General features: G+C 55.5%; 20 protein-coding genes. 12 read left to right on the forward strand and 8 right to left on the reverse strand.

Translation table 11 applies throughout. From position 1 onward, the window contains the following. Window position 1: 1 nt before the first annotated feature. Both CSC3H3_RS08005 and CSC3H3_RS08015 read right to left on the reverse strand, forming a co-directional pair. The gene (locus tag CSC3H3_RS08005; protein WP_101284514.1) at window positions 2-1,576 is read right to left on the reverse strand and encodes an L-lactate permease; all 1,575 of its coding nucleotides are present in this window, start codon (window positions 1,574-1,576) and stop codon (window positions 2-4) included. A 374-nt stretch (window positions 1,577-1,950) separates the two neighbouring features. Continuing rightward, window positions 1,951-2,970, reverse strand: a complete 1,020-nt coding sequence (locus tag CSC3H3_RS08015; protein WP_101271036.1) for an LLM class flavin-dependent oxidoreductase — start codon at window positions 2,968-2,970, stop codon at window positions 1,951-1,953. A 163-nt stretch (window positions 2,971-3,133) separates the two neighbouring features. Between CSC3H3_RS08015 and CSC3H3_RS08020 the strand changes: the two genes are divergently transcribed. Next, window positions 3,134-3,655, forward strand: a complete 522-nt coding sequence (locus tag CSC3H3_RS08020) for a P-loop nucleotide/nucleoside kinase family protein (protein WP_101284516.1) — start codon at window positions 3,134-3,136, stop codon at window positions 3,653-3,655. 60 nt (window positions 3,656-3,715) lie between these two features. Here CSC3H3_RS08020 and CSC3H3_RS08025 read toward each other — a convergent pair whose 3' ends face one another. Further along, window positions 3,716-4,600, reverse strand: coding sequence for a LysR family transcriptional regulator (locus tag CSC3H3_RS08025; RefSeq protein ID WP_101271032.1), 885 nt, complete (start codon window positions 4,598-4,600; stop codon window positions 3,716-3,718). A 121-nt stretch (window positions 4,601-4,721) separates the two neighbouring features. Between CSC3H3_RS08025 and CSC3H3_RS08030 the strand changes: the two genes are divergently transcribed. Next, window positions 4,722-6,086: an MFS transporter gene (locus CSC3H3_RS08030; protein WP_342751372.1), complete on the forward strand. Its 1,365-nt coding sequence runs from the start codon at window positions 4,722-4,724 to the stop codon at window positions 6,084-6,086. 107 nt (window positions 6,087-6,193) lie between these two features. Here the strand turns inward: CSC3H3_RS08030 and CSC3H3_RS08035 are convergent, their stop codons facing one another. Then, window positions 6,194-7,192, reverse strand: coding sequence for a cysteine synthase A (locus CSC3H3_RS08035; protein ID WP_101284517.1), 999 nt, complete (start codon window positions 7,190-7,192; stop codon window positions 6,194-6,196). 131 nt (window positions 7,193-7,323) lie between these two features. Then, complete coding sequence (locus tag CSC3H3_RS08040; protein ID WP_245881333.1) at window positions 7,324-7,956, reverse strand: NUDIX domain-containing protein; 633 nt, start codon at window positions 7,954-7,956, stop codon at window positions 7,324-7,326. Between the two features lie 316 nt (window positions 7,957-8,272). On the opposite strand from CSC3H3_RS08040, the gene CSC3H3_RS08045 reads away from it, so the two are divergent. The 3 genes from CSC3H3_RS08045 to CSC3H3_RS08055 all read left to right on the forward strand — a co-directional run bounded on the left by CSC3H3_RS08045 (window position 8,273) and on the right by CSC3H3_RS08055 (window position 12,624). Continuing rightward, the gene (locus CSC3H3_RS08045) at window positions 8,273-8,713 is read left to right on the forward strand and encodes a DUF3775 domain-containing protein (RefSeq protein ID WP_215907568.1); all 441 of its coding nucleotides are present in this window, start codon (window positions 8,273-8,275) and stop codon (window positions 8,711-8,713) included. 455 nt (window positions 8,714-9,168) lie between these two features. After that, on the forward strand, window positions 9,169-10,869 hold the full coding sequence (locus tag CSC3H3_RS08050) for a sensor domain-containing diguanylate cyclase (RefSeq protein ID WP_101284519.1): 1,701 nt from the start codon (window positions 9,169-9,171) through the stop codon (window positions 10,867-10,869). 294 nt (window positions 10,870-11,163) lie between these two features. Next, a complete protein-coding gene (locus CSC3H3_RS08055) occupies window positions 11,164-12,624 on the forward strand; it encodes an aminoacyl-histidine dipeptidase (protein WP_245881334.1) in 1,461 nt (486 codons plus the stop codon). Window positions 12,625-12,693: 69 nt separating this feature from the next. Here CSC3H3_RS08055 and CSC3H3_RS08060 read toward each other — a convergent pair whose 3' ends face one another. Next, window positions 12,694-14,094 carry a DnaJ domain-containing protein gene (locus CSC3H3_RS08060; protein ID WP_101286154.1) on the reverse strand — a complete coding sequence of 467 codons (1,401 nt, stop codon included), beginning with the start codon at window positions 14,092-14,094 and terminating at the stop codon, window positions 12,694-12,696. Window positions 14,095-14,478: 384 nt separating this feature from the next. Here CSC3H3_RS08060 and CSC3H3_RS08065 point away from each other — a divergent pair, with 384 nt between their 5' ends. Together CSC3H3_RS08065 and ykgO are read left to right on the forward strand one after the other, a co-directional pair. Beyond that, window positions 14,479-15,519, forward strand: a complete 1,041-nt coding sequence (locus tag CSC3H3_RS08065; protein ID WP_245881335.1) for a methyltransferase domain-containing protein — start codon at window positions 14,479-14,481, stop codon at window positions 15,517-15,519. A 124-nt stretch (window positions 15,520-15,643) separates the two neighbouring features. Next, window positions 15,644-15,769, forward strand: a complete 126-nt coding sequence (ykgO, locus tag CSC3H3_RS08070; protein WP_007090004.1) for a type B 50S ribosomal protein L36 — start codon at window positions 15,644-15,646, stop codon at window positions 15,767-15,769. A gap of 349 nt (window positions 15,770-16,118) precedes the next feature. Here ykgO and CSC3H3_RS08075 read toward each other — a convergent pair whose 3' ends face one another. Together CSC3H3_RS08075 and CSC3H3_RS08080 are read right to left on the reverse strand one after the other, a co-directional pair. Beyond that, complete coding sequence (locus CSC3H3_RS08075; RefSeq protein WP_101284521.1) at window positions 16,119-17,966, reverse strand: adenylate/guanylate cyclase domain-containing protein; 1,848 nt, start codon at window positions 17,964-17,966, stop codon at window positions 16,119-16,121. A gap of 76 nt (window positions 17,967-18,042) precedes the next feature. Next, window positions 18,043-18,501: an Lrp/AsnC family transcriptional regulator gene (locus CSC3H3_RS08080; RefSeq protein WP_101284522.1), complete on the reverse strand. Its 459-nt coding sequence runs from the start codon at window positions 18,499-18,501 to the stop codon at window positions 18,043-18,045. Window positions 18,502-18,661: 160 nt separating this feature from the next. On the opposite strand from CSC3H3_RS08080, the gene CSC3H3_RS08085 reads away from it, so the two are divergent. From CSC3H3_RS08085 to CSC3H3_RS08110, 5 genes are all read left to right on the forward strand, one after another. Further along, window positions 18,662-19,744 carry a saccharopine dehydrogenase family protein gene (locus tag CSC3H3_RS08085; protein ID WP_101271144.1) on the forward strand — a complete coding sequence of 361 codons (1,083 nt, stop codon included), beginning with the start codon at window positions 18,662-18,664 and terminating at the stop codon, window positions 19,742-19,744. Window positions 19,745-19,907: 163 nt separating this feature from the next. Next, window positions 19,908-20,534 (forward strand): TetR/AcrR family transcriptional regulator, encoded by a 627-nt coding sequence (locus CSC3H3_RS08090; RefSeq protein ID WP_101284523.1) that lies wholly within the window; start codon window positions 19,908-19,910, stop codon window positions 20,532-20,534. 64 nt (window positions 20,535-20,598) lie between these two features. Then, window positions 20,599-21,546 (forward strand): alpha/beta fold hydrolase, encoded by a 948-nt coding sequence (locus CSC3H3_RS08095; protein WP_101286155.1) that lies wholly within the window; start codon window positions 20,599-20,601, stop codon window positions 21,544-21,546. 47 nt (window positions 21,547-21,593) lie between these two features. Then, window positions 21,594-22,031: a DMT family transporter gene (locus CSC3H3_RS08100; protein WP_101284524.1), complete on the forward strand. Its 438-nt coding sequence runs from the start codon at window positions 21,594-21,596 to the stop codon at window positions 22,029-22,031. 277 nt (window positions 22,032-22,308) lie between these two features. Beyond that, a complete protein-coding gene (locus CSC3H3_RS08110) occupies window positions 22,309-24,750 on the forward strand; it encodes a tetratricopeptide repeat protein (RefSeq protein ID WP_245881336.1) in 2,442 nt (813 codons plus the stop codon). Window positions 24,751-24,806: the final 56 nt, after the last annotated feature.

Here is a 24,806-nt window from a genome sequence, read left to right on the forward strand (position 1 = left end):
CTTACTGGCCCCCCAGCATCATCGAAATCAGCAATATGCCCAGCGCCCAGACCCCACATAACAGGGTTAGGATGACCCCGGTTTTCAGCACTACCGAAAGCACTGGGCCTTCTTTGCCCGAAAGCCCGACGGTGGAGCAACCCACCATGATTTTCGATGGGGCCAGCATGCTGCCAAGCGATGCACCTGTGGCCTGTGCCGCCAGGATCAGCGCGGTGGAAAGGCCGGAAAGTTCGGCAGTGTGGCGCTGGAACATGCCAAACACCACGTTGGAATTGTTGGTACTACCGGTCATAAAGGCGCCAAGGGCACCAATGGCCGGGGCAACCACGGGATAGGCGATGGCAAAGGCGCCGGAAAACAGCTTTGAGCCGCCTTCAGCCAGCGCATAGGTCATGCCGGCATGATCCATCATCAGGGCCAGGCCGATTACCGGGACCATGCCAATGCTGGTGGGAAGGCCGCTTTTAAGGGTGCGCTGCATGATGCGTTTGCCAATGCCATCGGCATAACGCCCGCGCAGCTTGAAAAAGGTAAAGCTGATAATGGCGGTATAAAGCAAAAGCGCACCGGGATGGCCGAAAATGGCAATCGCCTTGGCCTTTTGTGCCGCAATTTCCCAGCCCTGACTGGTTTGCATGGCCGGGAAGGAAAGGGTGAGCTCGATCCCCGATAAAAACCGTTCGACCGGGGCAACAAAGGTTGCCAGACCAACAATCACCATGAAAACCAGATAAGGGGTCAAACCCTCGATCAGGGGCATGTGTTGTGCGTCATCACCATTGGGTTCGGCAATGTCATCGGGGTGAGGTTTCCAGAACCGGGTGACGACAATGGAAACGGCAAGGCCGGAAATCCCGGCAGTTAAACCGCCCAGCGTCCAGACACCGTAATTTGCCATCAGATACTGCACAACGCCCATCACCCCGGCAATAATCACCAGCGGCACGATGCGGCGGCGGATGGTGCGAAACCCGCCATCCAGCCACAAAACAGCCGCGCCGCAGGTAAAACCCGAAAGGCCCAGCAGAATGGCCGAATAATGCGTAAGTTCGCTTCCGGGGATGCCGGTAACACCGATCAGGGCTTCAAACGAAGTGGCCATATTGCCAAACAGCACCGACCAGCTATGCCCTATCATTGGGGCAGAAACGGCCAGAACCGGCGAAAATCCCATGCCCAGCAGCAAAGGCGCAATCACCGCAATTGGTACGCCAAACCCGGCAACACCCTGCAGGAAAGTGGCAAAAACATACCCCAAAATCAGCAATTGCAACGGGCGGTCATCGGTCAGCTTGCGAATGGCGGCACCGATGGTTTTGATCGCCCCGGCTTCCTCGGCGGCGAAATAAAGGATCAGCGCGGCCCAGACGATATAAAGAATATAAAGGGCCAGCATCACGCCCTTGGCCTGCGCGACGATCAGCATGTCAACCGGGGTGCCGAAGGCGAAAAATGCAATCGCGGCGGTAATGAACCACGCAGCAGCCCCGGCACGGGCCGCCCCCCAATTTGCCTTGATCATTAAAAACAGGATGGTGGCAATCGGCAGGGCCGCCAGAATAAACTTGATCATCGGAAACGCATGAACCTTTGGAAGCAAGACGTTGCGGTAAAAGGAAAAATTGTTTTAACCGCTGGGGCATCATGTCCGAAGGCATGCATATGTGCAAGTTAATGCAAGCGCCTTTTCACAATATGGAAGTGGTTCGCCTTTTGGCAAAATTGGTTCGCCCTGGAAAATCAGCCCGTTTTTGTGCTTTGCGGGCGCGGCATACCGCGTCATCCTGGGGTTGATGTTATGGGCTGGCCGCCCTGTGGCATGTGCATATAAAACCGCCGGGCAGGAAAACTGCCCGGCGCTAAGATAGAGCGATGGATCGTGGATCGTGGTTTGCGGTGGTGCGCTTGTACGACTTAATGGCGCATTACACGGGACGCGGGCAAATATCAGGCACAATCGGCCTTGGATTTTTCGGCGGCCAGTTCGTCACGAATGTCGGCACCAATGCTAAAGGATTTCAGACGGGCCTGATGGTCAAAAATATTGGCGGTCAGGATCAGCTCGTCGATGCGGGTTTCATATAAAAACTCGCGGACTTTGGCCTTTACCGTCGCGCGTGAGCCAACGGCGGCATAGCGCATGGCATGGTTGACGCCGGCCTTTTCAATTGAATTCCACACGGTGTCCATATCTTCGACCGGTGCAGGCAGCTGGCCCGGATTGCCCCGGCGCAAATTCAGAAATTGCTGTTGCATCGATGTGGCAATGAACTGGCCTTCCTCGTCACTATCCGCGGCAAAAAAGCCCATGGCCGCGGCGACATAGGGTTTATCAAGCTGATCGGACGGTTCAAACCGCGACCGGTAAAGATCCAGCGCCTGCATTAGATAATCAGGTGCAAAATGCGATGCGAAGGCAAAGGGCAGGCCCAGCCGTGCGGCGAGGTCGGCCGAAAACAGGCTGGAGCCCAAAAGCCACATCGGAACCTGCGAACCATAACCCGGCACGGCACGAATGCCGGGATTACCCTCCAGCGGGGCAAGGAACTGCTGAACCTGCAATACATCCTGAATAAAGCGCTCTTCGGTGCCGTGCATATCGCGGCGCAGGGCGGCAGCCGTGCGCTGGTCCGTGCCTGGGGCGCGACCAATGCCAAGGTCGATACGTCCCGGATGCAGGGCATCCAGGGTGCCGAACTGTTCGGCAATGACCAATGGGGCATGGTTGGGCAGCATGATGCCGCCTGAACCAACACGAATGGTTTTGGTTCCGCCTGCAACATGGGCAATGACAACGGATGTGGCGGCGCTGGCGATGCCGGGCATATTGTGATGTTCGGCCAGCCAATAGCGGTGATAACCCAGTTTTTCGCCATGTTGCGCCAGTTCAAGGGTTTTGCGCAGCGCATCGGATGGATGCTCGCCCGCATTTACCGGGCAAAGGTCAAGGATGGAGAAACGTGTCATAACAATATATATCCTGTTGGGCGCAGGGCATTTTTCAGCCGCGCCAATGGGCTCTGTTAGGACCTAATTTAGGGTAAAATCGCAATAACGCCAGCGTGAGGTGCCATTTACGGGAAGGTTGGCAAAAAGCGGTTGTTTCACAAAATCGGATGAGGGCCGGAATATGCTGATAATTTTGGGTGGTTTGCCCGGTTGTGGCAAAAGCACACTGGCTGAAAAACTGGCCCGCAGCTTGCCAGCCATGTGGTTGCGTATTGATAGCATCGAACAGGCTCTGCGCGATGCATATGCGCAATTTGGCACGGGAAATGCCGATATCGGCCCGGAAGGTTATATGGCCGCATACCGCCTGGCCGGGGATAATGTACGTCTGGGCCATACCGTGATTGCCGACAGCGTTAACCCCCTAACAATCACCCGCGATGCCTGGCGCGATGTGGCGCGCCGTGGGCAATGCCAGTTTTGCGAAATTGAACTGATTTGTTCGGACACGGCCCTGCATCGCCAACGCATTGAAACCAGAATTTCGAGCGTTGAGAACCTGAAACTGCCAGACTGGCAGGCCGTACAAAACCGCGAGTATGAAGCTTGGCATAGTGACCAGTTGGTACTTGATAGCGCGTTGTTTGATGCGGATGATTTGTGTCAGCAGGCGCTGGCCTATATTCGCAATCAGGCAAGCTAGGCAGGCTTTGCGTGAAAGGCAGTTGGGACTGTAGCGCGAAGACGATGCCAATTGCGATATTTAGGGTCGTTTGACTGTTCCGGTAATAAAATTGTTGGTGACCGCCGACCTGCCATCGCGGCGATAGGCAAGGGCAAGATAGGCCACCGGCACATCACCTGCGACCGGGCGATAGACCACACCACGCACCTGTAATTGCTGCATGGATGTTGGCACCAGCGAAACACCCAGTTCAGCCGCCACAAGATTGATCATGGAGCCAAATTGCGGGGCGGATTGACCCAGTTGGGCCTCGAACCCTGCCATGTGGCAGGCATTGATGACGGTATCAAAATGCGTGGGGCCAACTTCGCGCGGGGTCAGGATAAACGGGTCATCGGCCAGCATGGAAAGCGGCACGGTTTCGCGGCTGGCGGCAGGGTGGCTGCTGGGCAGAACGGCAACCATGGGTTCGCGGCCCAGGTCATGAAGGTCAATATCGGGGTGATCAACGATATTTTGCCGCAAAAATGCAGCATCAAGATGCCCGTCGATCAGGCTGGCAAGCAGCCGGGTGGAATTTGTTTCCGTCAGGGTCAGGCGCACCTTGGGCCAGGCCCGGCGAAAGGCACGAATGGCAGCAGGCACCACCGGGTTAAACGCGGCAGACCCGGTAAAACCCACATGGATATTGCCCACTTCGCCACGTGCCGCACGCTGGGCGGCATGCACGGCCTGTAACGCCAAACCGGGAAACTGCCCGACAATATCGCGAAAGGCATGGCCTGCATCGGTTAATTCGGCGCCGTGCGGCAGGCGGTGAAACAGTTTTGCGCCAATTTCAGTTTCCAGATCCTTGATCTGCTGGCTAAGCGGCGGTTGGCCAATGCCAATCTGGGCAGCGGCACGGGTGAAATTTCCTTCCTCGGCCACGGCCAGGAAATAGCGGATATGTCGCAGTTCCAATTTCGGTATCTCTAAAACAGATGAAGAATGCCACTAACATATATTGGACGGATGACGGGGAAGGTGCAACAATTTCGACAAATTAAAAATGCCCCCCACGGCAACCTTTCAAGGACGAGAGATGACTGACCCAAAGGCAGACCAGGACCTGCCCCCAGAACCCGCACAGCCCGAAAGTGCCAGGGTAGCAAGTGAACAGCAAAGTGTTGCTGCCATGCCCGGCACCCATGATGGCCCGAATATGCAGGCCGCAGATCAGACGACACAAAATACCAGCCCGCAACGCTGGGTCGAGCCGGGCACACCGGCCTATCGCCGGGTGGCGATGGCGCTGTTTTTGGCGGGTTTTGCGACCTTTACCCTTATTTATTGCGTGCAGCCTTTATTGCCGGCCTTTTCCGATGATTTTGGCGTCAGTCCGACGGAAAGTTCGCTGGCATTGTCGCTGACAACGGGGTTTCTGGCCTTTTCAATTTTGCTGGCGGGTGCCGCGTCCGAGGCCTTTGGCCGCCGTCGCCTGATGTTTGTTTCCATGTGCGCGGCGTCGGTTTTAAACATTGCCGAGGCCTTTATTCCCAACTGGCATGTCCTGCTTGTGATGCGGGCACTTGAAGGTTTTGTTCTGGGTGGTGTCCCGGCCGTTGCCATGGCCTATCTGGCCGAGGAAATCCATCCGCGCGGACTGGGGCTGGCAATGGGGCTTTATGTTGGGGGCACGGCCTTTGGCGGTATGACCGGGCGTGTTGGTGTTGGCCTTTTGACCGAATCTTCATCCTGGCAGGTGGCATTGGGGGTGTTGGGTGCCATTGATCTGCTTGCCGCCATTGGCTTTTTTATTTTGCTGCCGCCCTCGCGTAATTTCACCACCAAACCGGGCTTTCAGTTTGCCTATCATATTGATGCCTGGGCGCGGCATTCGCGCCATCCGGCATTGCCCTTACTGTTTGTGATAGGTGCCCTGGCGATGGGCTGCTTTGTTACGGTTTATAACTATGCCGGGTTCCGGCTGGTGGCCGAACCCTATAACCTGGGGCAGGGGGCGATCAGCCTTATTTTTACGGTGTATCTGTTCGGGATTGCGGCATCATCGCTGGCAGGTGGCCTGGCGGACAAACATGGGCGCGGGCCGGTGATGGCGATTGGACTTCTGGTGGCCCTTGCCGGTGTGGCCCTGACGCTGGCCGGGTCAATTTATGCGGTGATTGGCGGCATCATTGTTTTGACCAGCGGCTTTTTCATGGCCCATTCGGTGGCCAGTGGCTGGGTCGGGCGGATGGCAACCCAGTCCAAAGGGCATGCATCGTCGCTTTATCTGCTGTCCTATTATCTGGGGTCCAGCGTGATGGGGTCTATTGGTGGCTGGTTCTGGACGCATGGGGGCTGGTTTGCCGTTGCCGGTTTTGCCGCCCTGCTGCTGGTGATTGCGCTGCTGCTTTCCGGGCATTTATGGCGTTATGCCCGGCGCATGGAAACGTGCCTGGCCTGATGTTTGATCGCTGATCGTTCATCCTGGATTATTTCGAACACCATAAAGCAAAACGCCCCGGCAGGAGCTGCGCGGGGCGTTTGTTATTTGATCGCTTTGCGGGCTGATTACAGCCAGTCAGGCGTCGGCAGGCCCTTTTCCTTCAGGAAGGTCGGGTTCCAAAGCTTGCTTTGATAACGGGTGCCAAGATCACACAGGATGGTGACAATGGTGTGGCCCGGGCCCAGTTCGCGGGCGAGTTTTACGGCACCAGCAATATTGACACCGGTAGACCCGCCCATGCACAGGCCTTCTTCTTTCAGAAGGTCAAAGACGAGGGGCAGCATTTCTTCGTCGCTGATCTGGAAGGGGTGATCAATATCCAGCCCTTCAAGATTGGCGGTAATGCGGCCCTGGCCAATCCCCTCGGAGATCGAGCTTCCTTCGGATTTCAGTTCGCCATGTTTGTAATGGCTGAACAGGGCCGCACCCATCGGGTCGGCCAGACCGATCTGGATGTTTTTATTGCGTTCACGCAGCGCCATTGCCGTACCGGCAAGGGTGCCGCCTGTGCCAACAGCGGCGATGAAGCCATCGACTTTGCCACCGGTTTGTTCCCATATTTCCGGGCCGGTGGTTTCAAAATGGCCCTGGCGGTTGGCGACATTGTCAAACTGGTTGGCCCAGATGGCACCATTCGGTTCGGTTTTTGCCAGTTCTTCGGCCAGGCGGCGCGATACGTGAACATAATTGTTCTGGTCACGATAAGGCACAGCCGGGACTTCGCGAAGATCGGCACCAAGAAGGCGCAAAAGATCCTTCTTTTCCTGGCTTTGGGTTTCGGGAATGACGATAACGGTGCGATAGCCCAGCGCATTGCCAACCGTTGCCAGGCCGATGCCGGTATTGCCAGCCGTGCCTTCGACAATAACGCCGCCGGGCTGCAACAGGCCGCGTTTTTCGGCGTCACGAATAATGGCAAGGGCGGCGCGGTCCTTCACTGATCCGCCGGGATTGGTGTATTCGGCCTTGCCCAGAATGGTGCAGCCCGTCAGTTCCGATACCTTTTTCAGGCGAATAAGCGGGGTGCGACCAATTGCCTCGATGGTGCCATTGCGAATGTCCATGGCAGACTCCAGAATTGTCAGTTTACAAAATGCATGCCTGTTGATTGGTCCTTTTATACACAAAAGTCAAGTCAGTTTTAAAATTATAACGTAAATTTTGTGTCAAATAAAATATCAACACATAAAATGTGTTATTTGATGTTTTCCCTGGCTTCCTGGCGCAGGCGGTCGCGGTGCAGCATCAACCACTGGATCGCCATGATGGCAGGGGCGTTGCAAAATTCACCCGATTGCAACATGGCAAAACATTCATCCGACGTTTTGGTAAAAACGCGAATATCTTCGCCTTCTTCATCCAGGCCATGCAGGCCGCCAGCCTTTGAGGCATCAACCCGGCCATAAAAAATTTGCACCGTTTCACTGGTGCAGCCCGGCGATGCGTAATAGCGCGGGGTTATTACCTCAAGCGGGCCAATTAGGGCACAACCGGATTCTTCCATGGTTTCGCGCCGTGCGACATCTTCAAGGGTTTCACCAGGTTCCACGATGCCAGCCACAATTTCGATCAGCCAGGCGGGCATATCGCTGCTGTTGCGATGAACACTGAGTGTGGCGGGGCGAAATTGTTCGATCAGTACGACTTCATCACGTACCGGGTCATAGGGTAAGACGGCAACGGCATGGCCACGTTCCAGCACTTCGCGGCGGATTACTGTGCTTTGGCTGCCATCAAACCGTTTGTGGCGCAGCTCATAAACATCGAGCTTGAAATAACCATCCCAGCCGCGCTGGTGTTTAACGATATCGACGTCACGATAATCCAATTTTTTTCTCCGGTTATGCGGGGCATGCCTGTTACCATATCGCAGCCTGCACCATGCTGCCAGTAATGGGGCCAGGATGCGGGTAACGGGGAAATCATCATTTGTTTTGGCGTTTGATCCGGGAACATGTGCCTGCATTTTGTGTTAGAGGGCCAGATGGTGCCCATAACAATTGGCAGGATCATGGCACCGGTTATTTGCCGCTTTGCAGCCATGGCCCGTCGCCCAGCCTGCAATATCGCCCCGATCTGCCGTGTTTTGCCTTTTCGTGATGTCGTGCCGTAACGGAATTTTTCTTTGAAAAACGGAGAATTTTATGCCGGACGTGATGGATGATGCAGAAACCGACGATTTCCCCGCCATTGATCTTGAGAAAGTCGCCTTCATCCTGCTTAAGGCGCGCGCCTTTGATGCGCAGGAAGATGTGGTTGAACCTGATTACGGGTCAAATGCATCCGATGACCAGTTTCGCGAGGTGCTGGAAGCCTATGGCGATGATGCCACCCATGCCGAACTGGTCGAGGCGATCAATGATCTGAACTGGGATGAGCAATGCCACCTTGTCGCGCTAGTCTGGATCGGGCGTGGCAGCTTTGATGCCGAGCAATGGCAGGAAGCGCTGGCCGAAGCCGAGGATGGCCATACCAATCACACGGCCGAATATTTGACCGGCATTCCCATGCTGGGCGAATATATCGAAGAGGGGCTATCTGCCTTTGATATTTCGATAAGCGATATTGAGGCGGCACATCTTTAAGTCAGGGTTGTGCGTTTGGTGCGTATCTATACGTGAGAATCGGGCCAGTATGGGTGGAAAAAACATTCATTTTTGATGTGTGTTTGCACAGCACCGGGCGAGGGGGATAGTTTTTCCCCTCGCCATTTGGTCGGTAACCACGTGTTTGCCTGATCTTGCAGACAGGTTTTTACCGCGCAAAACCTTAAATTTATCGCATAAATTGTTGTTTTACCGGTATGTACGGACTTCCCTGTTTCGATACAGTCGATATAGAATAATATCGGTTTTCGGGGGAATTGGTCATATCATGGTCGGAGCGGGGTTGCGCCGGCATGACGACCGGGCAAATGACCCCGCATTTCAAGTGACGGGAATGATAAGCCACTGGTTGTGAATTGACGGAAAGAAGTCGCAAAACGCGAACGGATTTTACTTAAACCTGGTTTGGCGTGTTTTGTGGTCGGGGGACTGGATTGGCGCGGTTTGAACAAAAAGAGATTGATCGCCTGTATGGGCAATCAACTGTTGGCGTCATTATCCATCGGGATTTGGTGGTTCTTTACGCCAATGATGCCTATGCCCGCATGATGGGGTGCCGCGATGCGGCCGAATTCATGGCGGCACCTGACCTTGTGCGCTATATCCCGCCAGCATTTCACCTGGAAGCACTGCGCCTTTACAAACAGTTCATGGAAGCCACCGGCTTTCATGGCTGGAAAAAGGTTTATAATCTTCGCCAGGATGGATCGCCGGTATGGCTTGAAATCAGTGATGAAACCATCGAATGGGAAGATGGCCGCGCCCTTCTGACCACGGCACAGATGATTGAAAATGGCACAACCGCAATGCAGGTTGACCATATGCTGGGCCGGTCCTTTATCGGTGTGGCGGTTCATCGCGATATGCAGGCCCTTTATGTCAATGATGCCTTTGCCTGCGTGATGGGCGCGCAAAGTGCCAGCGATTTCATGAAAAAGCCCGACCTGCTGCGGTTTGTTGATGTCGCAAACCGCGATAAAACCCTGGCGGACAGCGAAAAGATTTTGCAGGGCGTGGTCGGTGGGGAACGTCGCCGCGAATGCCGGTTTCTGGATGATGGCAGCGAGGTCTGGTGCGACCTGACCGATGAACGCATTTTATGGCACGATGGCCGACCGGCCGTTTTGACAACGGCACATGACGTGCGCGAAGAAGTGCGCATGAACAATATGCTGGTGCGTAACCGCAACAGCCTGGAAAATGCGGTGGCCGAAGTCATCCGCATGGTGCCAACAGCCGTTGCCATGTTTGATGAAGAACTGCATGTGCTGCATTTCAATCGTGAATTTGCCCGCCTGTTTGCGCAAAATCCCGGCGTTTACCCGGCGGCAACACCGGAATTTGATGTTTCCGGCCTGCGCGCCATTTACCGCGATATGGTGCGCGCCGGGCATGACCATGCCGATCGTAACGGGGTAATGTCGCCATCGGCCCGCCTGACCGATATTCGCATCAATCGCCTGCAGGGCGGCGGCATGATGGTATCCGCCCTTGATGTGACGGACCACAAGGAAGTTGAAAAACAGTTGGCGGTCCTGGCCTCGACCGACCCGCTGACCGAAGTTCTCAACCGTCGTGGTTTTGAAGGTGCCGTCAGCCGACTGCATGATATTCGCCGTTTGCGCAACAAAACCTGGCATTACGGCATTGCTGTTCTGGACCTGGATTATTTCAAGCTGGTCAATGACCGGTTCGGTCATGCCTGTGGCGACCGCGTATTGCAGGAAGTTGCCGCTGTTTTGCGCGGCGCATTGCGCGACGATGACCTGGTCGTGCGCCTGGGCGGCGAGGAGTTTGCCGTGTTCCTGCCATCGGCCACGGCGAAAATCACCCAAAGCATTGCCGAACGCCTTGCCGGTATGATCAATGATATCCGCCTGAGCGACGATGAAGGTAATTTTGGCGTGGTAAAGATTACCGCCAGCATCGGGGTGACCATTGGCGGTGATGTTTGTGATGACCCCAAATCCGAAATCGATTTGCCAACGGCATTACTGGTGGCGGACCGCGCGCTATATCAGGCCAAGCAGGCCGGGCGTAACCGCATTGTTTATGCCGACCCAACCCTGCCTGCCGCAATGGTCCTTTCAGACGAGGCAGCCAACCCTGCCGATGAGGGCGGGGACGGCGAATAGGCCAGCCGGTGGGCGGGTTAAATTGCTGCCGCTGTTTTTTCGGCCAATTTCTATCGTTTCGTCTTCCCTGCGGGAAAACCCTTATGTGACGGTGGAAATCCCCCCGGATTTGCGATAATCAGAAGGCAGGTCGTTTTTAAAATGGCCTTGTGGTGTGTTTTTTGCGCTTCCCCGACATGGCAACAGGCCGGTTTTGCCAAACCGGTTTTATATTGCCATGATAACGGCGCAAAAGGGCCCGCCAGAAGGCCGGTTTTGAAATCGCATGTTATATCCAGACAGGAGAGCGCCACCGTGGGCAATATCAGCCATCTTGAACCAACTGCAATTTGGGCAAATTTTCAGAAGTTATGTGACATCCCCCGGCCTTCGACCAAGGAAGAGGCCGTGTTGCAGATGATCGAAAAACTGGCCGATGACCATGGCTGCAGCCATTACCGCGACAGCGGCAGCAACCTGGTGGTAAATGTGCCGGCAACAGCAGGCTATGAAGACCGCAAGATTACGGTTTTGCAGTCCCATGTTGATATGGTGACCCAGGCCAATAGCGGTTCGACCCACAATTTCGATACCGACCCGATCAGCGCCTATGTCGATGGCGAATGGGTGACGGCGGATAACACCACCCTTGGTGCGGATAACGGCATTGGTGCTGCGGCGATGCTGGGCGTCATGTGTGACAAATCAGTCGAGCATGGCCCGCTGGAACTGCTGTTTACGGTTGATGAAGAACGCGGCCTGACCGGTGCAATGAACCTGGAGCCGGGCCGCCTGCAGGGCGAAATCCTGCTGAACCTTGATACCGAAGACGAATATGAACTTTATGTCGGCTGTGCAGGCGGTGGTGACCTGGTCGCGCGCTGGCAGTATCAGGCCGATGCGGTTTCGGGCGATATGGCAGCCCGCAAAATTGCCCTGACCGGCCTTAAGGGCGGTCATTCGGGCATTGATATTATTTTGGGCCTTGGTAACGCCAATAAGCTGATGGCGCGTTTCCTGCGCCCGCTTCTGCGCGACCTCGATGCCCGTATCGTCACCATTCAGGCCGGGACGGCCCGCAATGCCATCCCGCGTGAATCCTTTGCGACCATCGTGTTGCCTGCGGCCAATATTGCGGCATTTGACGGCGCATTGACTGCCTTTCGCGATGCAATTATTGGCGAATATGCCGATCTGGAACCGAACTTTGCCATTGCCGCAAGCGAAACCGACATGCCGGCAACGGCGATGGGCCCGGCAGACAGCATTACCTTCAATAATGCCATTCTGGGTGCCCCCAATGGTGTTCAGGCCATGAGCACCAGCGTCCCCGGTGTTGTTGAAACATCGATCAATCTGGCGATTGTCTCGGTGGCAGATGGCCTTGCGAAGGTTACGCTTTCGGCACGCAGCTCTATTTCCAGTGCGCGCGATGCAACCCGAGACGTTGCAACGGCAGTATTTGAAAATATTGGTGCGACCGTTGCCTGGGGCGATGCCTATCCGGGTTGGAAGCCTAATATGGATAGCGAAGTTCTGGAAATGATGCAGGCCGTACATCGTGACCTGTTTGGCCGCGATGCTGAAGTAAAGGTCATCCATGCCGGGTTGGAATGCGGTGTGCTGGGGTCGAAATATCCAAACTGGGATATGATCTCGTTCGGGCCGACCATCAAACGCGCACACAGCCCGGATGAATGCGCCCATATCCCGGCTGTCGCCCGTTTCTGGGATTACCTGCAGGCCGCATTGAAGGCCATTCCAAAAGCTGCCTGATGACCAAAATACAAAGTGCCGGTCTTGAACCGGCACTTTAATGCTTTTGAATGCGGCTGGCCGTGATGGTCAGTCGCATTTGTTTTGTTTGCACCATTCATCGCGTGCGGTGCCGCCATCACCCGGGACCAGGGCATCGGCATTGACATAGCCATCTTCGCCCAGTTCGGTTTCAACGCGGATCCAGAAATTTTCGTTTTCGCCGCGCAAAAATACGGTTTCAAACCGCGACAGCTGCCGCATGACCGGGAAACTGATTCCCGCACCTGTCCGCAAATTCAAGAATTGCTGATCAACATAATAGGGGTCGCCCTTGGGGGTGATCATGTCTTCGATTTTGTCGCGAACTTTGGCAACGCTGTTTTCAACCTGCATCGGGAAATCGACGGTGAAATAGGTATGCGCGGGGCCAAAGGCCAACAGCAGGCAGAAAATCACGATGAAAACCGGGCTTAGATGCATCAGGGCATCCAGCATTGCGACATGTTTCCATTCATCGCGTACCCGGCGGGCAGGCTCGCCGGTATCCAGACGGCGCATATTCGCACGGATCTGTTCGGCAAGGGCGGAACGGTTATTGCCAATAAAATCGGACGCCTGCAGCAAAACAGCACGTGCCAGTTGCTTGTTGCCGCTGCGTTCAAAGGCATTGGCCTGGTTAAACAGCAATTGAGCATTGGCTTCGGGCGGGAAAACCCCGCCGCGCATGTTCGATATGATCGCCCGCCAGGCCGGGATAAAGCTGCGCCAGCCCCAAAACCCGCTTAGCCAGGTGCGCAGGCTGGCACGCAACGCCATGCGACGTGCGCCCTTGGGCGATAAAACAGCACTGACCGTATCGCGGCGAATGGAATTTAAAAAGCCACGCACCACGGTAAATTCAATATGCCGTGGCTGGGCCGATATCACATCGGTAATTGCACACCGGGCATAGCCACTGGTGTCGGCATTGCGGTTAGCCGATTTATGATGCCGTCTTGCGCCGGGGTTAACCTTCGGGTCGCGGTGGCCGGTTTTTTCCTGATGCTGCTGATAGGCGGAGCTGGCCTGCGCATAGCGTTCTTCGCGGCTTTGTGGCCGCTGTTTGCGCCCGCTACCGGCAAAGCCCTGCCGGTTGGCCTGTGCGCTGCCGCTGCCATTCGTGCCAGTTGATCCCGCAGTACCCGCATTTCCTGCACCGCCAGCGCGGTTTGCCTGACCTTGCGTGCCTGTTGCGCCTTTGGCCGCACCTGCGCCTGTAGCACCGGCGGCATTCTGGCCGTTGCGCGCGGTGGGGCGTTTGCGAATCCCCGCCAGGATCTCATAGGCCTCGGTCACGTCCTTGAACCGCTCTTCCGCATCCGGGTCGGAATTGCGGTCGGGATGATATTCAAATGCCAGTTTTCGATAGGCCAGCTTGATTTCTTTTTCGCTGGCCCCCGGCTTGATCCCAAGCTGGCGATAATAAATGGATAGGGGGTCGTGACTCATGCGGTTTTTATTGTCTCTTGGATCGGTCAGGCCAGCGGAATATCCCGCAAAAATGTGCCGCACAGGCGGTGCTGCCGTGGCTGGCTGCCTTATTGTGAAATATTAGGGCGGTTGGCGCTACAATTGTTTGTGTTTTGACCGCATTGCAAAAATATCGCGCGCGATGCCCCGGGGGAGGGCAGGGTGTGGGCGGAGGGCGTACAGGGGCCCGCAGCGCACCTGAAATGCCAAAGTGGGCAGGGGGCGTGATAAAATACATATCGCGGCAGGATCGCACGATACCTATATATAAGGGCAGGCTGTTTCACCCTTTACCTCGCCCCGGCGATCATTGATGATAGGCAGGGCTGTGATCAAACTGGTTAACGCATACGGGCGGTTTATTTGAAGTTGAAGTTCTGGCAACGCAAGTCAGCGGAAGCCAACCCCTATATGGATGATAATATGTCGCTTGATGGCACGATGGCCGCAGAGGCGATACGTGTGCCATTTCGCAAACGGTTGCGTGCCCGCTGGGAGGGATATAACGACCCGGCGGAATACTATCTGTTTGAGCAGCAGTTAAATGATTATCGCCGCTGGCTGCAGCGGATGCTGGTGCTGGCCAATCGCCCGGCCGAGGAAGAAGCAGGCGAGCTTGACCTTGATGATGAAGTCGGTCGCTGGCCACCCGAACGTCTTAAGCTGTATGGCAAGCTGTTTGACCGCGGCATCATGAAACCGGGCGGGCATGAATATGCGCTGGAGCTGGCAAAGCCGCTTGCGCTTGACGAAACCATGAGCTGCATTGAAATCGGTGCGCGCATTGGCGGAACGGCCCGCGTGCTGGCTGATAAATTTGGCGTGTGGGTCACCGCCCTGGAGCAGGATGGCGAACTGGCCCTGCTGGGGATGGAGCGATCGGTCGCCGCCGGGGCACAGAAAAAAGTCCCGGTTCAGCAATATGACCCCCTGGCACCCGAGTTTCGCAAAAAATACTTCAACGTCGTTTATTCCTTTGGCGAGCTTTTCACCGTCAACAAGAAGGACGCCTTTCTGTTGAAGCTGACCGAATCGCTGCGTGAACAGGGCCAGTTGCTGATTACCGACTATGTTGTGACGGGAAAAGCCAACGAATCCTCGGAAAACTACCGCCGCTGGATGGCGAATGAGGATGAAAAACCCCATCCCTGGACCGCTGATCGCTATAAAGAGATTCTCGGCAAGCTGCGATTTGACATCCGAATTGCCAAAGATGAGACCGAATTACACGTTCATCAGATCAAAACAGCGTGGATGACCCTGGTAAATGAGCTGCAAACGAGCGGTTTGGATCCCGATTTCATCGCTTTTCTCGAAGATGACATGGAAATGTGGATGAGCCGGGTAAAAATGCTTGAAAATGGTGAACTGGCCTATTATCGGTTCTACGCAACGCACGACTAACGCATTGACACCGCCTGGTTAACATTAAAGGGCAAAATTATTGCGTTTTAAGTGTTGACAGGGACTGGGGTGCCTTCTATTTTCCCGGCTCCCAATAGGGCCAAAGTTTCTAAGGTTTACTGTTATGAAGATCCGGAACTCGTTGAAATCCGCGAAGCTGCGGGAAAAAGGCTGCCGTATCGTGCGCCGCCGTGGCCGCGTATATGTCATTAATAAAAAGAACCCCCGTTTTAAGGCACGTCAGGGTTAATCCCCTTTCGGACCTGAAACCAGGTTTTACAAAACGCCACTATCTTTGTGATGGTGGCGTTTTGTGTTTTGGCCATTTGGCCCTGTGACCATCCCGTTTGATGTGCCTGTTAGGTGATCAGCAGGCGAAGGAACTGCTGTGTCTGTGTCAGGTTTTCTGTCTGGCTGAATGGGCTGGCGGGAAGGCGCCTGGATGGAGCTGCTTGTGGGATGCTCTATAGCCCACATGCTGATCAACGGTTGGTCGTTAAGTACCAAAGACAAAGACCTGCAATAAATATCACCCCGCAAAGTGCTATATGCCGTCAGCTGTCACGGGCACCGTGATTCGCATTTCGGGTGTTTTCCAGTCAGATTTCGTTTTTCGGGACCGTATAAACAGCGGTGGACTGGCTGCGGCCGCGCAGCAGGATGTCCCCGGCGACAATCACGCGGGCCGGATCGGCAAGCTGGTTGCGTGTGCTGTCGGCCAGCAGGATTTCCGTGCCAAGCCGTTTGTTCTCGGCCTCCAGCCGTGATGCGCTGTTAACCGCATCACCATGCACGGTAAAAGACAGCCGGTCGGTAGCACCGACATTACCCGCAACCATGCGCCCGGTATTGATCCCACAGCGACAATTTATTTTTTGCCCGTCAAACAACCGGTTTTTAACCGCCTTCTGAATGTTGATTGCGGTATCAAGGGCCGCGTCGGCATGCTGGTTCAGATCATCAAAGGCATTATACACCGCAAGAACCGCATCGCCCTGAAACTGGGTGATGATGCCGCCATGTTCCTCGATAATATCGGTCACGGTATCGAAATAGGCATTTAGCATGGCAACGATGCGGGCCGGGTCAAGCTGTTCGCACATGCTGGTAAAGCCGACAATATCGACAAACAGAACTGTCGCATCGCGCTGCTGGGGCGGCAGCACGCCAGAATCGGTGCCGGACGCCAGCAATTCCCGCGCAATCGAGGGCGGCAGGAATTTACCAAACAGGCTGGTAATGCGTTCGCGGTCCCGCAGGGCGACAATCATATGGTTAAAGGAACGCGCGGCATCGTCATATTCGCGAATGCGGCTGCCTGGCAGCGTTGGTGTCATATCAAGATGGCCGGCTTCAAGGCTTCGGGCTGCGGCGGCAAAACGGCGGATGGGCCGGGTAAAATGCCGGGAGACAAAAATAGCCAGCACGATCGAAAGCAGCAGGACAATACCACCGAGAATCGATGTCAGCACCAGACGGTCGAATTCGGCGTCAAACAGGCTTTCTTCAAAATGAATGCCAAGTATAAGCGGCGAAAATGGCGTGTTATCCAGCTGCCGGGTCACGATCATTGAATAATGACCATTCAGGCTTAGCCCGGCGATCTGCACATTGCTTGTAGTTGTACCCTTGTTATAGGCCGGATAGTTCAGCTTGTCGGACTGGCCCAGATTGGCCAGCACAGGGTCGCCAATATCGACGGTGCGGGGCAGGGGAATGGGGCTTCGCTGAATTCGGTTGGCATCTTGTTCCAGTGTGGTGGCAACATGATCACCCCAGCTTTGCAGCATCGGATGGGCCAGAACCCGGTTCCCGGCAATGATGATGAAGGGCACGCCGGGCGAATCCTCGCGTCCGCGCACCAGGCTGTGCGACAGGTTTGACAGCGACAGATACTGAACAAAAACTCCCAGATAATGCCCGTCGCGAAACAGCGGCACCCAGTCGACAATTACCGGCTGGTTAAAAAACGGGTCCCAGCGGGGAAAGCTGGTGCGATTGTTGGTTGGCCCGCGCAATTGCGAAATTTCGGAAATCAGCATGTCGTCAGGTGCCAGGGTATGGCGAATTTCCGACATATCGGCCGGGTTGTAACCCACAAATTCGCGTTCGCCATTGATCAGGCCATAGGCCATCACATCCATTTCATCGGCGGCAAGGGCGCGCATGGTATTGTCCCAGCCCAGATCAAAATCGGGGTCAAGGCGGCCTTGCGTTACCTGTGATGCTACCCAGTTGGCGCGTGCGCCAACATTGTCCATGCGCTCGCCCATGGCACGCTGCAGCGACACCAGTTCGTTATCGGCGACCAGCACCCACAGATTGCGGGTGTTTTCGTACGCTGCGCCAAGGCCCAGATACAGGGCAACGCCAACCCCGCCAATACTGGTTGCGAGAAAACCCGCCAGCAGGACGGTCAGAACAGAATAGCGCCGTTTGATTTTCACGTAACAATAGCCCTGGCATGGTCGGGAACGCGGGTCTGCAGTTTGGATGCGGATTTATTCTAAAGCGTTTGGAGGCCTAAGAAAATGCCTGAGGGGACTGGCGCCGATCAAACTTGGTTGAAAGGATGATCGAACTTGATGTGCGTTTGATCCCGGCAAGCGTGCCGATACGGTCCAAAAGCTGGTCAAGTTCCTCTGGTGTGTCGGCGCATATCTCGGCGATCAGGTCAAATTCGCCTGAAATGGCAAGGCAGCGGATGCAGCCGGTTATTTTTTGCAATGCCGCCACCACCCCCGCCGATTTTTGCGGTTCCACCTGGATCATGACTTCGGCCAGAAGGCGCGGGCGGGCTTCTTCGCCCAATATTACCGAATAGCCCCGGATCACCTGGGATTTTTGCAGGCGTTCAAGGCGTTCCTGAACGGCACTGCGTGACAGGCCAACATCGCGTGCCAGCGCCGCAGTGGGCAGGCGGGCATCCTGCTGCAGGCGGGCGATCAGGCGGCGGTCGATTTCGTCCAATTGGCGTTTCAACGGAAATACCCATAAAAATGACGGTTAATTTTGACGTTTCCACAGTATTGCCGGGTTGTTTCCGGCAGTCCAGAGGCAGAGCATTTACAGATTGAAATTATTCAAACCCAACGATCCATGATCGCTGTATCAGGCGGCAAATTCCTATCGGGAGATGGCAATGAAAAAAGTACTAGTTCTGGGTGCCGGTAAAATCGGACGTATCGTTTCGGTCATGTTGCATCAAAGCGGTGATTATTCGGTGACCCTGGCCGATTCCAATGGTCAGATGCTTGAAGTTTGCGCGCCCGATAATGCCGCAACGCTGGTCAAGGTTGATGTCACCGACGAAGCTGCCCTGCGCGAAGTTGCACGTGGCCATGATGCCATTCTTTCGACCTGTCCGTTCTATCTGAATGTCGCGATTGCCCGTGTCGCGCGCGATATTGGTGCATCCTATTTTGACGTGACCGAGGATGTTGAAACCACCCGCGCCATTCGCGAAATTTCCAAGGGTGCCGATGGGGCCTTTGTGCCGCAATGTGGTTTGGCGCCGGGCTTTATTTCCATTGCCGCGCATGACCTGTTTAAACGGTTTGATAAAGTACGCAGCCTGCGCCTGCGGGTGGGTGCCCTGCCGCAAAACCCGACCAACCGCCTGAAATATAACCTGACCTGGTCAACCGATGGCCTGATCAACGAATATCTTAATCCCTGCGAGGCAATCCATAAGGGCAAGCGCATCGAAGTGCTGCCGCTTGAAGGATATGAACGCTTCACGATTGACGGCACCGAATATGAAGCCTTCAACACATCCGGCGGGGTGGGGGCGCTGTGTGACATGCTTGAAGGCAAACTTGATAGCCTGGATTACAAAACCGTGCGTTATCCCGGCCATCAGGAAATTCTGAAAATCCTGATCGAGGATCTGGCGCTGGGGCAGCGGCCTGAACTGATGAAGGATATTTTTGAAAAATCACTGCCGGTCACCAGCCAGGACGTGATCGTGATTTTCGCCGATGCCGTGGGCGAGCGCGATGGTTACCTGTGTGAAGAAAACTTCATTCGCAAGGTGCACGGCACCCGCATCGGCCCGCGGGACTGGTCGGCCATTCAGGTTACCACGTCGGCTGGTCTGTGTGCGGTGATGGATATGGTTCTGACCGGCACCTTGCCGGGCAAAGGCTATATCCAGCAGGAACAGGTCGCGCTAAGCGACTTTCTTGCCAACCGATTTGGCCGTTATTACGAGCATGAGGCCTAAGCTGGAGTCGCCTGTTTCGGGCTGAATGAGAATATGAAGGCGGGTCAGGGTAAACTGGTCCGCCTTCTTTTTTTGACTTCAAAAACAGGTGGTTGGGTTGCGTGTCTAATACTTTTTTGAATTTGGTATTGATTTGGAAATATTCATTTCCTAAATAAATGACATGACAAAAGCACATTCATCCCCCGTTTCGTCCCCGGTTGGCCAGCGCGGCCGCCCCCGCGAATTTGACCTTGATGCCGCCCTTGATGGCGCGATTGGCGTTTTCACCCGCAAGGGGTTTCATGGTGTATCGGTTGCAGAACTGGCCGGTGCGATGAATGTATCGGCGGGCAGCCTCTATAAGGCTTTCCCCGATAAACACGCCATTTTTATCGCCGCCATTGACCGTTATATCAGCCTGCGTCAGGCCAATATTACCGCGCGCCTGACCAACGCACAGTCGGGCCATGCGGCGCTTGCCGCAATTTTAACGGCCTATGCCGAACTGGCATCGGGCGAGGGCGGAAAGCTGGGCTGCCTGGTGGTTGCCAGCAATGTGGAACTGGGTAGCGATGATGCAGTTGTTGCCAACCGCATTGCGGCGCAGTTGGGCCGCTACCGGCAACGGTTCGCGGACCTTTTGAAACAGGGCCAGCAGGATGGCACTATTCGTGCCGATATTGACCCTGACGATATGGCATCGCTGCTTTTGTGTGTCACACAGGGCATGCGTGTGGTGGGGAAAACCGGGCAAAGCTTTGAAGCCATGCAAAGGACGGTTTCGCAAATGCTGCTGATCCTGGCGTAAATTTTTTTGACCAATTTGGAAATGAATATTTCCAAATAAAACTAACCAGTAAGGAATGCTGAAAATGCCTGAACCAACCCTTGAATACCCGTTGAATGAAAGTGCCCAATATTTTGATTTTGCCGCCTTTTGGCAGAAATTTCAGTCGCGCATGGTGCGGGTCGATGGTGTGTCGCTGCATTATGTTGAAGGCGGCACAGGCGCACCGGTTTTGCTGATCCCTGGCTGGCCGCAAAGCTGGTTTGCCTGGCGGTTTGTGATGCAGGAACTGGTAAAGGCCGGCCGGCATGTTATCGCCATTGACCCACGCGGTATGGGGGATTCCGACCATCCATCATCGGGTTATGACATGACAACGATAGCAAACGAAATCCGGGCCTTTCTTGATCGAACCGGCCTGTTGGCGGATGGCGCCATTGATGTTGTCGGTCATGATATCGGCACCTGGATTGCCTATGCCTTGGCCGCAGATCATGGTGACGCCGTTAAAAGCCTGGCGGTATTTGACGGTGCCCTGCCGGGGATAACGCCGCCACCCCCTGCAGGCATTCCCAGCGAAGCAGTGAATGTCAAAACCTGGCATTTCGCCTTTAACCGGCTTGATGATTTACCCGAAATCCTGATTACGGGACGTGAACGGGCGTTTCTGGGGTGGCTGTTTGGGGCGAAATCAACACAAAGCCATGTGTTTGATCGTGCTACCATGGATGAATATGTGCGGGTCAATACCCGCCCCGGTGCCCTTCGCGCAGCATTGGCCTATTATAAAACGGCCTTTTCACCCGCCGCGATGGAAGATGCCGCCAAGCGGGCAACACGCCACCTTGCCATGCCGGTTATGGCCTTTGGCGCGGAATATGGTGTGGGGCCGGTTTTAAAAAACACACTGGCGGACATTGCCGATCATTGTGCAGGTGGCGTACTGGCAGGGATCGGCCATTACATCCCCGAAGAATGCCCAGCAACCGTAAGTGCGCTTCTGGGCCAGTTCTGGACTGACCATCATGCCTGATATTTGTTCCCAATCGTCTTTTTTGCCCTTATTAACCGGGGTGTGACATGAATGCGTTTTATTCCATCCTGGCACTGGCAGCGGGGGTGATGTTACCCCTGCAGGCCGCCATGAATGCGCGTTTGGCCCGCATGATGGGATCATCCATCTGGGCGGCGTCCTTTTCCGGTTTTGTGCTGACAATCATTCTGGCGATTATCGGATATTTCTCGCTTGGCGCACTTCCGCGCATGGGCGGGGCGGCTGCCTTGCCGTGGTGGGCATGGGCCGGGGGTGTTTGTGGCTGTGTGGTGTTATCGGCCACCACCATTGTTGCCCCGCGTCTGGGGACATCTGCCATGGTGGCACTAATCATGGCGGGACAGGTGATTTGCTCGCTTTTGATCGACAGTTTTGGCCTGTTGGGCATGCCCGCCCAACCCTTTGACATAAAACGAGCCGGGGCCGCGGCTTTGCTGCTGGCGGCAACATTTTTGATCCGCTAGGACAGGCGTGGCCGCCAGCCATATCCGGCGGCCCGTATTGCTTGTATCAACCCATGCTGGCTGAAAATATGCGAATTTCCGCCATAGTCCTGATGTTTTTGCCCGTTATCACGCTGCATGTTTGTAAGACGCAACAGGCAGCCTTGGGCCGTGATAGGGTGATGCTATGCGACGAAAACAGCATTGATCGTTATCATCGTCATCTGTTTGATTGTGCCTGCCTGATTTGCGTGGTTTGTTAACGCTTGGACGTTATTGTTCGCGCATGAATATGGATATGCGTTCTGATCGAATGGTTGAAGATTCGTTGTCTGACCTGGGCGAGATGTTTTATTCAGCCCTCGACCTGTTCGAGGCTGGCCATTTCGCGGAGGCCGAGGATGCCTGCCGCATATTGACGCTTGCCTATCCGCAAGCGGTTGAACCCATGCATCTTGCGGGGCTGGTTGCCCTGAAACAGGGCAGGTTTGACGTGGCGGCCGAACGAATGGGGCGTGCCGCCATTGCCGATGCCAGCAATGCCGAAATCCAGCATGACCATGCCCGTGCCCTGAAGGCGGCGGGGAAAAACCGCGACGCGGTTGGCGCGTTTAAACGCGCGATTCGTCTGTGTCCGGATTCTCCCGCCCTTTATTGCAATCTTGCCAATACCTATCGCGATCTTGGTGATCTGGACCATGCGCGGGAAAATTACGAAACCGCGCTGGAACTGGCACCCGATAGTGCCGATATCCACGCCAATTATGCCGCCTGCCTGCGCGAATGTGGCGACCTTGAAAAGGCCGAGGCCGAATGCCGCCATGCCCTTTCGCTGCGGGATGATATCGTCATGGCGCTGGTGTTGCTGGGGCAGATCCTGCTTGATCAGGGGCGCACCGTTTCGGCCAGTGACCCGTTGATGCGGGCTTTGCGCCTGTCGCCGGGCAACAAAACGGCGTTAACAGCCTATGGCGAGGCCCTGTTTCGTTTGGGGCAGTTTGCCGGGGCGCTGCATTGCCTGCGCCAGGTGCTGGCCCTTGACCCCGATGCCGAAGGCGCGCGCCGCACCCTGGCACTTTTGAACCTGCGTACAGGCCAGGGAACCGAGGCGATTGCATCGCTGGACCCGCTTTTGCGCCGCTACCCCGAAGACCCGGAATTGCTGTTGATGATGGGCGAGGGGTTAAGCCTTTCAGGCCGTCACAACGAGGCGGTTGAACGTTTTGGCGCCGCCATTGGCGCCGGTGGCGGGGATGATGCGGTTTTCCGCCTTGCTGTTGAGCTTTCCGAGCAGACAGACGCCGCCATGGCGCACGAGGTTTTGCAAAAAACCATCGATCGCAAAATTCGCAATGGCGATGATGCGACACTGTTTCGAACGGCCCGGCGGCTTTTATTCTCGCCCGTGCCAGTCGATATCAACGCGCAAAATGACGAAGTCGTTCGCGATATTGTTGAAGATGCGATTCTATCGGACGAAGAAAATGGTGCTGCCCCCGTTCCGGGCCGGATAGACCCGGTCACATTAACCCGTTTCCCCCCGGTGTGGCGCGCAGCCCTGCGCCCGCAGGGCGATGAACAGTTACGCGCCGTGGGCCGTTATTGGGAACAGCTTGCCGCCGATGCCGATGTGCCATCGGTGTGCGAAGCCGTTTCGACAGAAGGCCGCAAAGTGCGGCTGGGGATTGTGTCGGCCAATATGTGCAATAATGGCATTGGCCGCTGGATTGCCGGTTTTGTCGCCGCCCTTGACCGGGACCGGTTTGATATTACCGTTGTTCGCCCGCCGCTGGGCGAGGATGACATTACATCGCGCATTGATGCCAATGCCGACCTGGTGGTGCGCCTGCCGCTGGACCCGAAACATTCTGCCGGGGTAATTGCCGGGCTGGAATTTGACGTGCTGCATTATGTCGATGCCCAGGCCGATGCCTATACCATGTTGCTGGCAAGTTGGAGGCTGGCACCGTTGCAGGTGGCCGGTGGCGGTATTGCTGCAACAACCGGGCTTTCAAATATCGATTATCACTTTGTTGCCGACGACTGGGAAGCGGCAGGGGGCGAGGGTCGTTATACCGAAAAACTGGTGCGTTTGCCGGGCCTGTTTGTGAATGGTGAAGCCCCCAATGTGCCCGATAATTCCACCCGCGACCTGCAACGCCAGTGGCGCATTGATGAAGACCGCAACAGTTATCTGTGCCCGCAGCCGCTTGATGTTCTAAGTGCTGATTTTGATCCGCTGATTGCTGAAATTCTGCGGCTGGACGAAACGGCAGAACTGCTGTTGATTGCGCCGGCGCGCGATGCCTGGGATGCAGCATGGGGCCGGCGGTTTGCGGTTAATCATGGTGATGTTGCCGGGCGTATGCGGTTTGTAAATGTGCGCAACCGGGCCGAAATGCTGTCCCTTCTGGGCGCGGTTGATGTGGTACTGGAAAGCCCGGCCTGGAACGATGCGATGCTGGGTTTTGACTGCCTTGGTCTGGGCGTGCCGCTGGTGACACTGCCGGGCAAGGAAGCGCGCACACGTCGCAGCCATACCTGTTATCGCCAGATATCGGTGTTTGACTGTGTTGCCTATAATTCGGCGGATTATGTTGAAACAGCCCTGACACTGGCAACCGATAAACGCCGCCGTTCCGTCATTGCGCAGGCCATTCGCACACGCTCGCATGTGCTGTTTGGGCAAAAGGAATCCTTTAACGCCTATATGGACTTCCTGGAACAGCAAACGGCCTGACGATAAGGCATCATCAGGCCGTTTAAAGCGTTATCCCGGCCCGGTGGGATAGGGTG

The organism is Thalassospira marina (genome assembly GCF_002844375.1).
In the GTDB taxonomy this organism is placed as follows: domain Bacteria; phylum Pseudomonadota; class Alphaproteobacteria; order Rhodospirillales; family Thalassospiraceae; genus Thalassospira; species Thalassospira marina.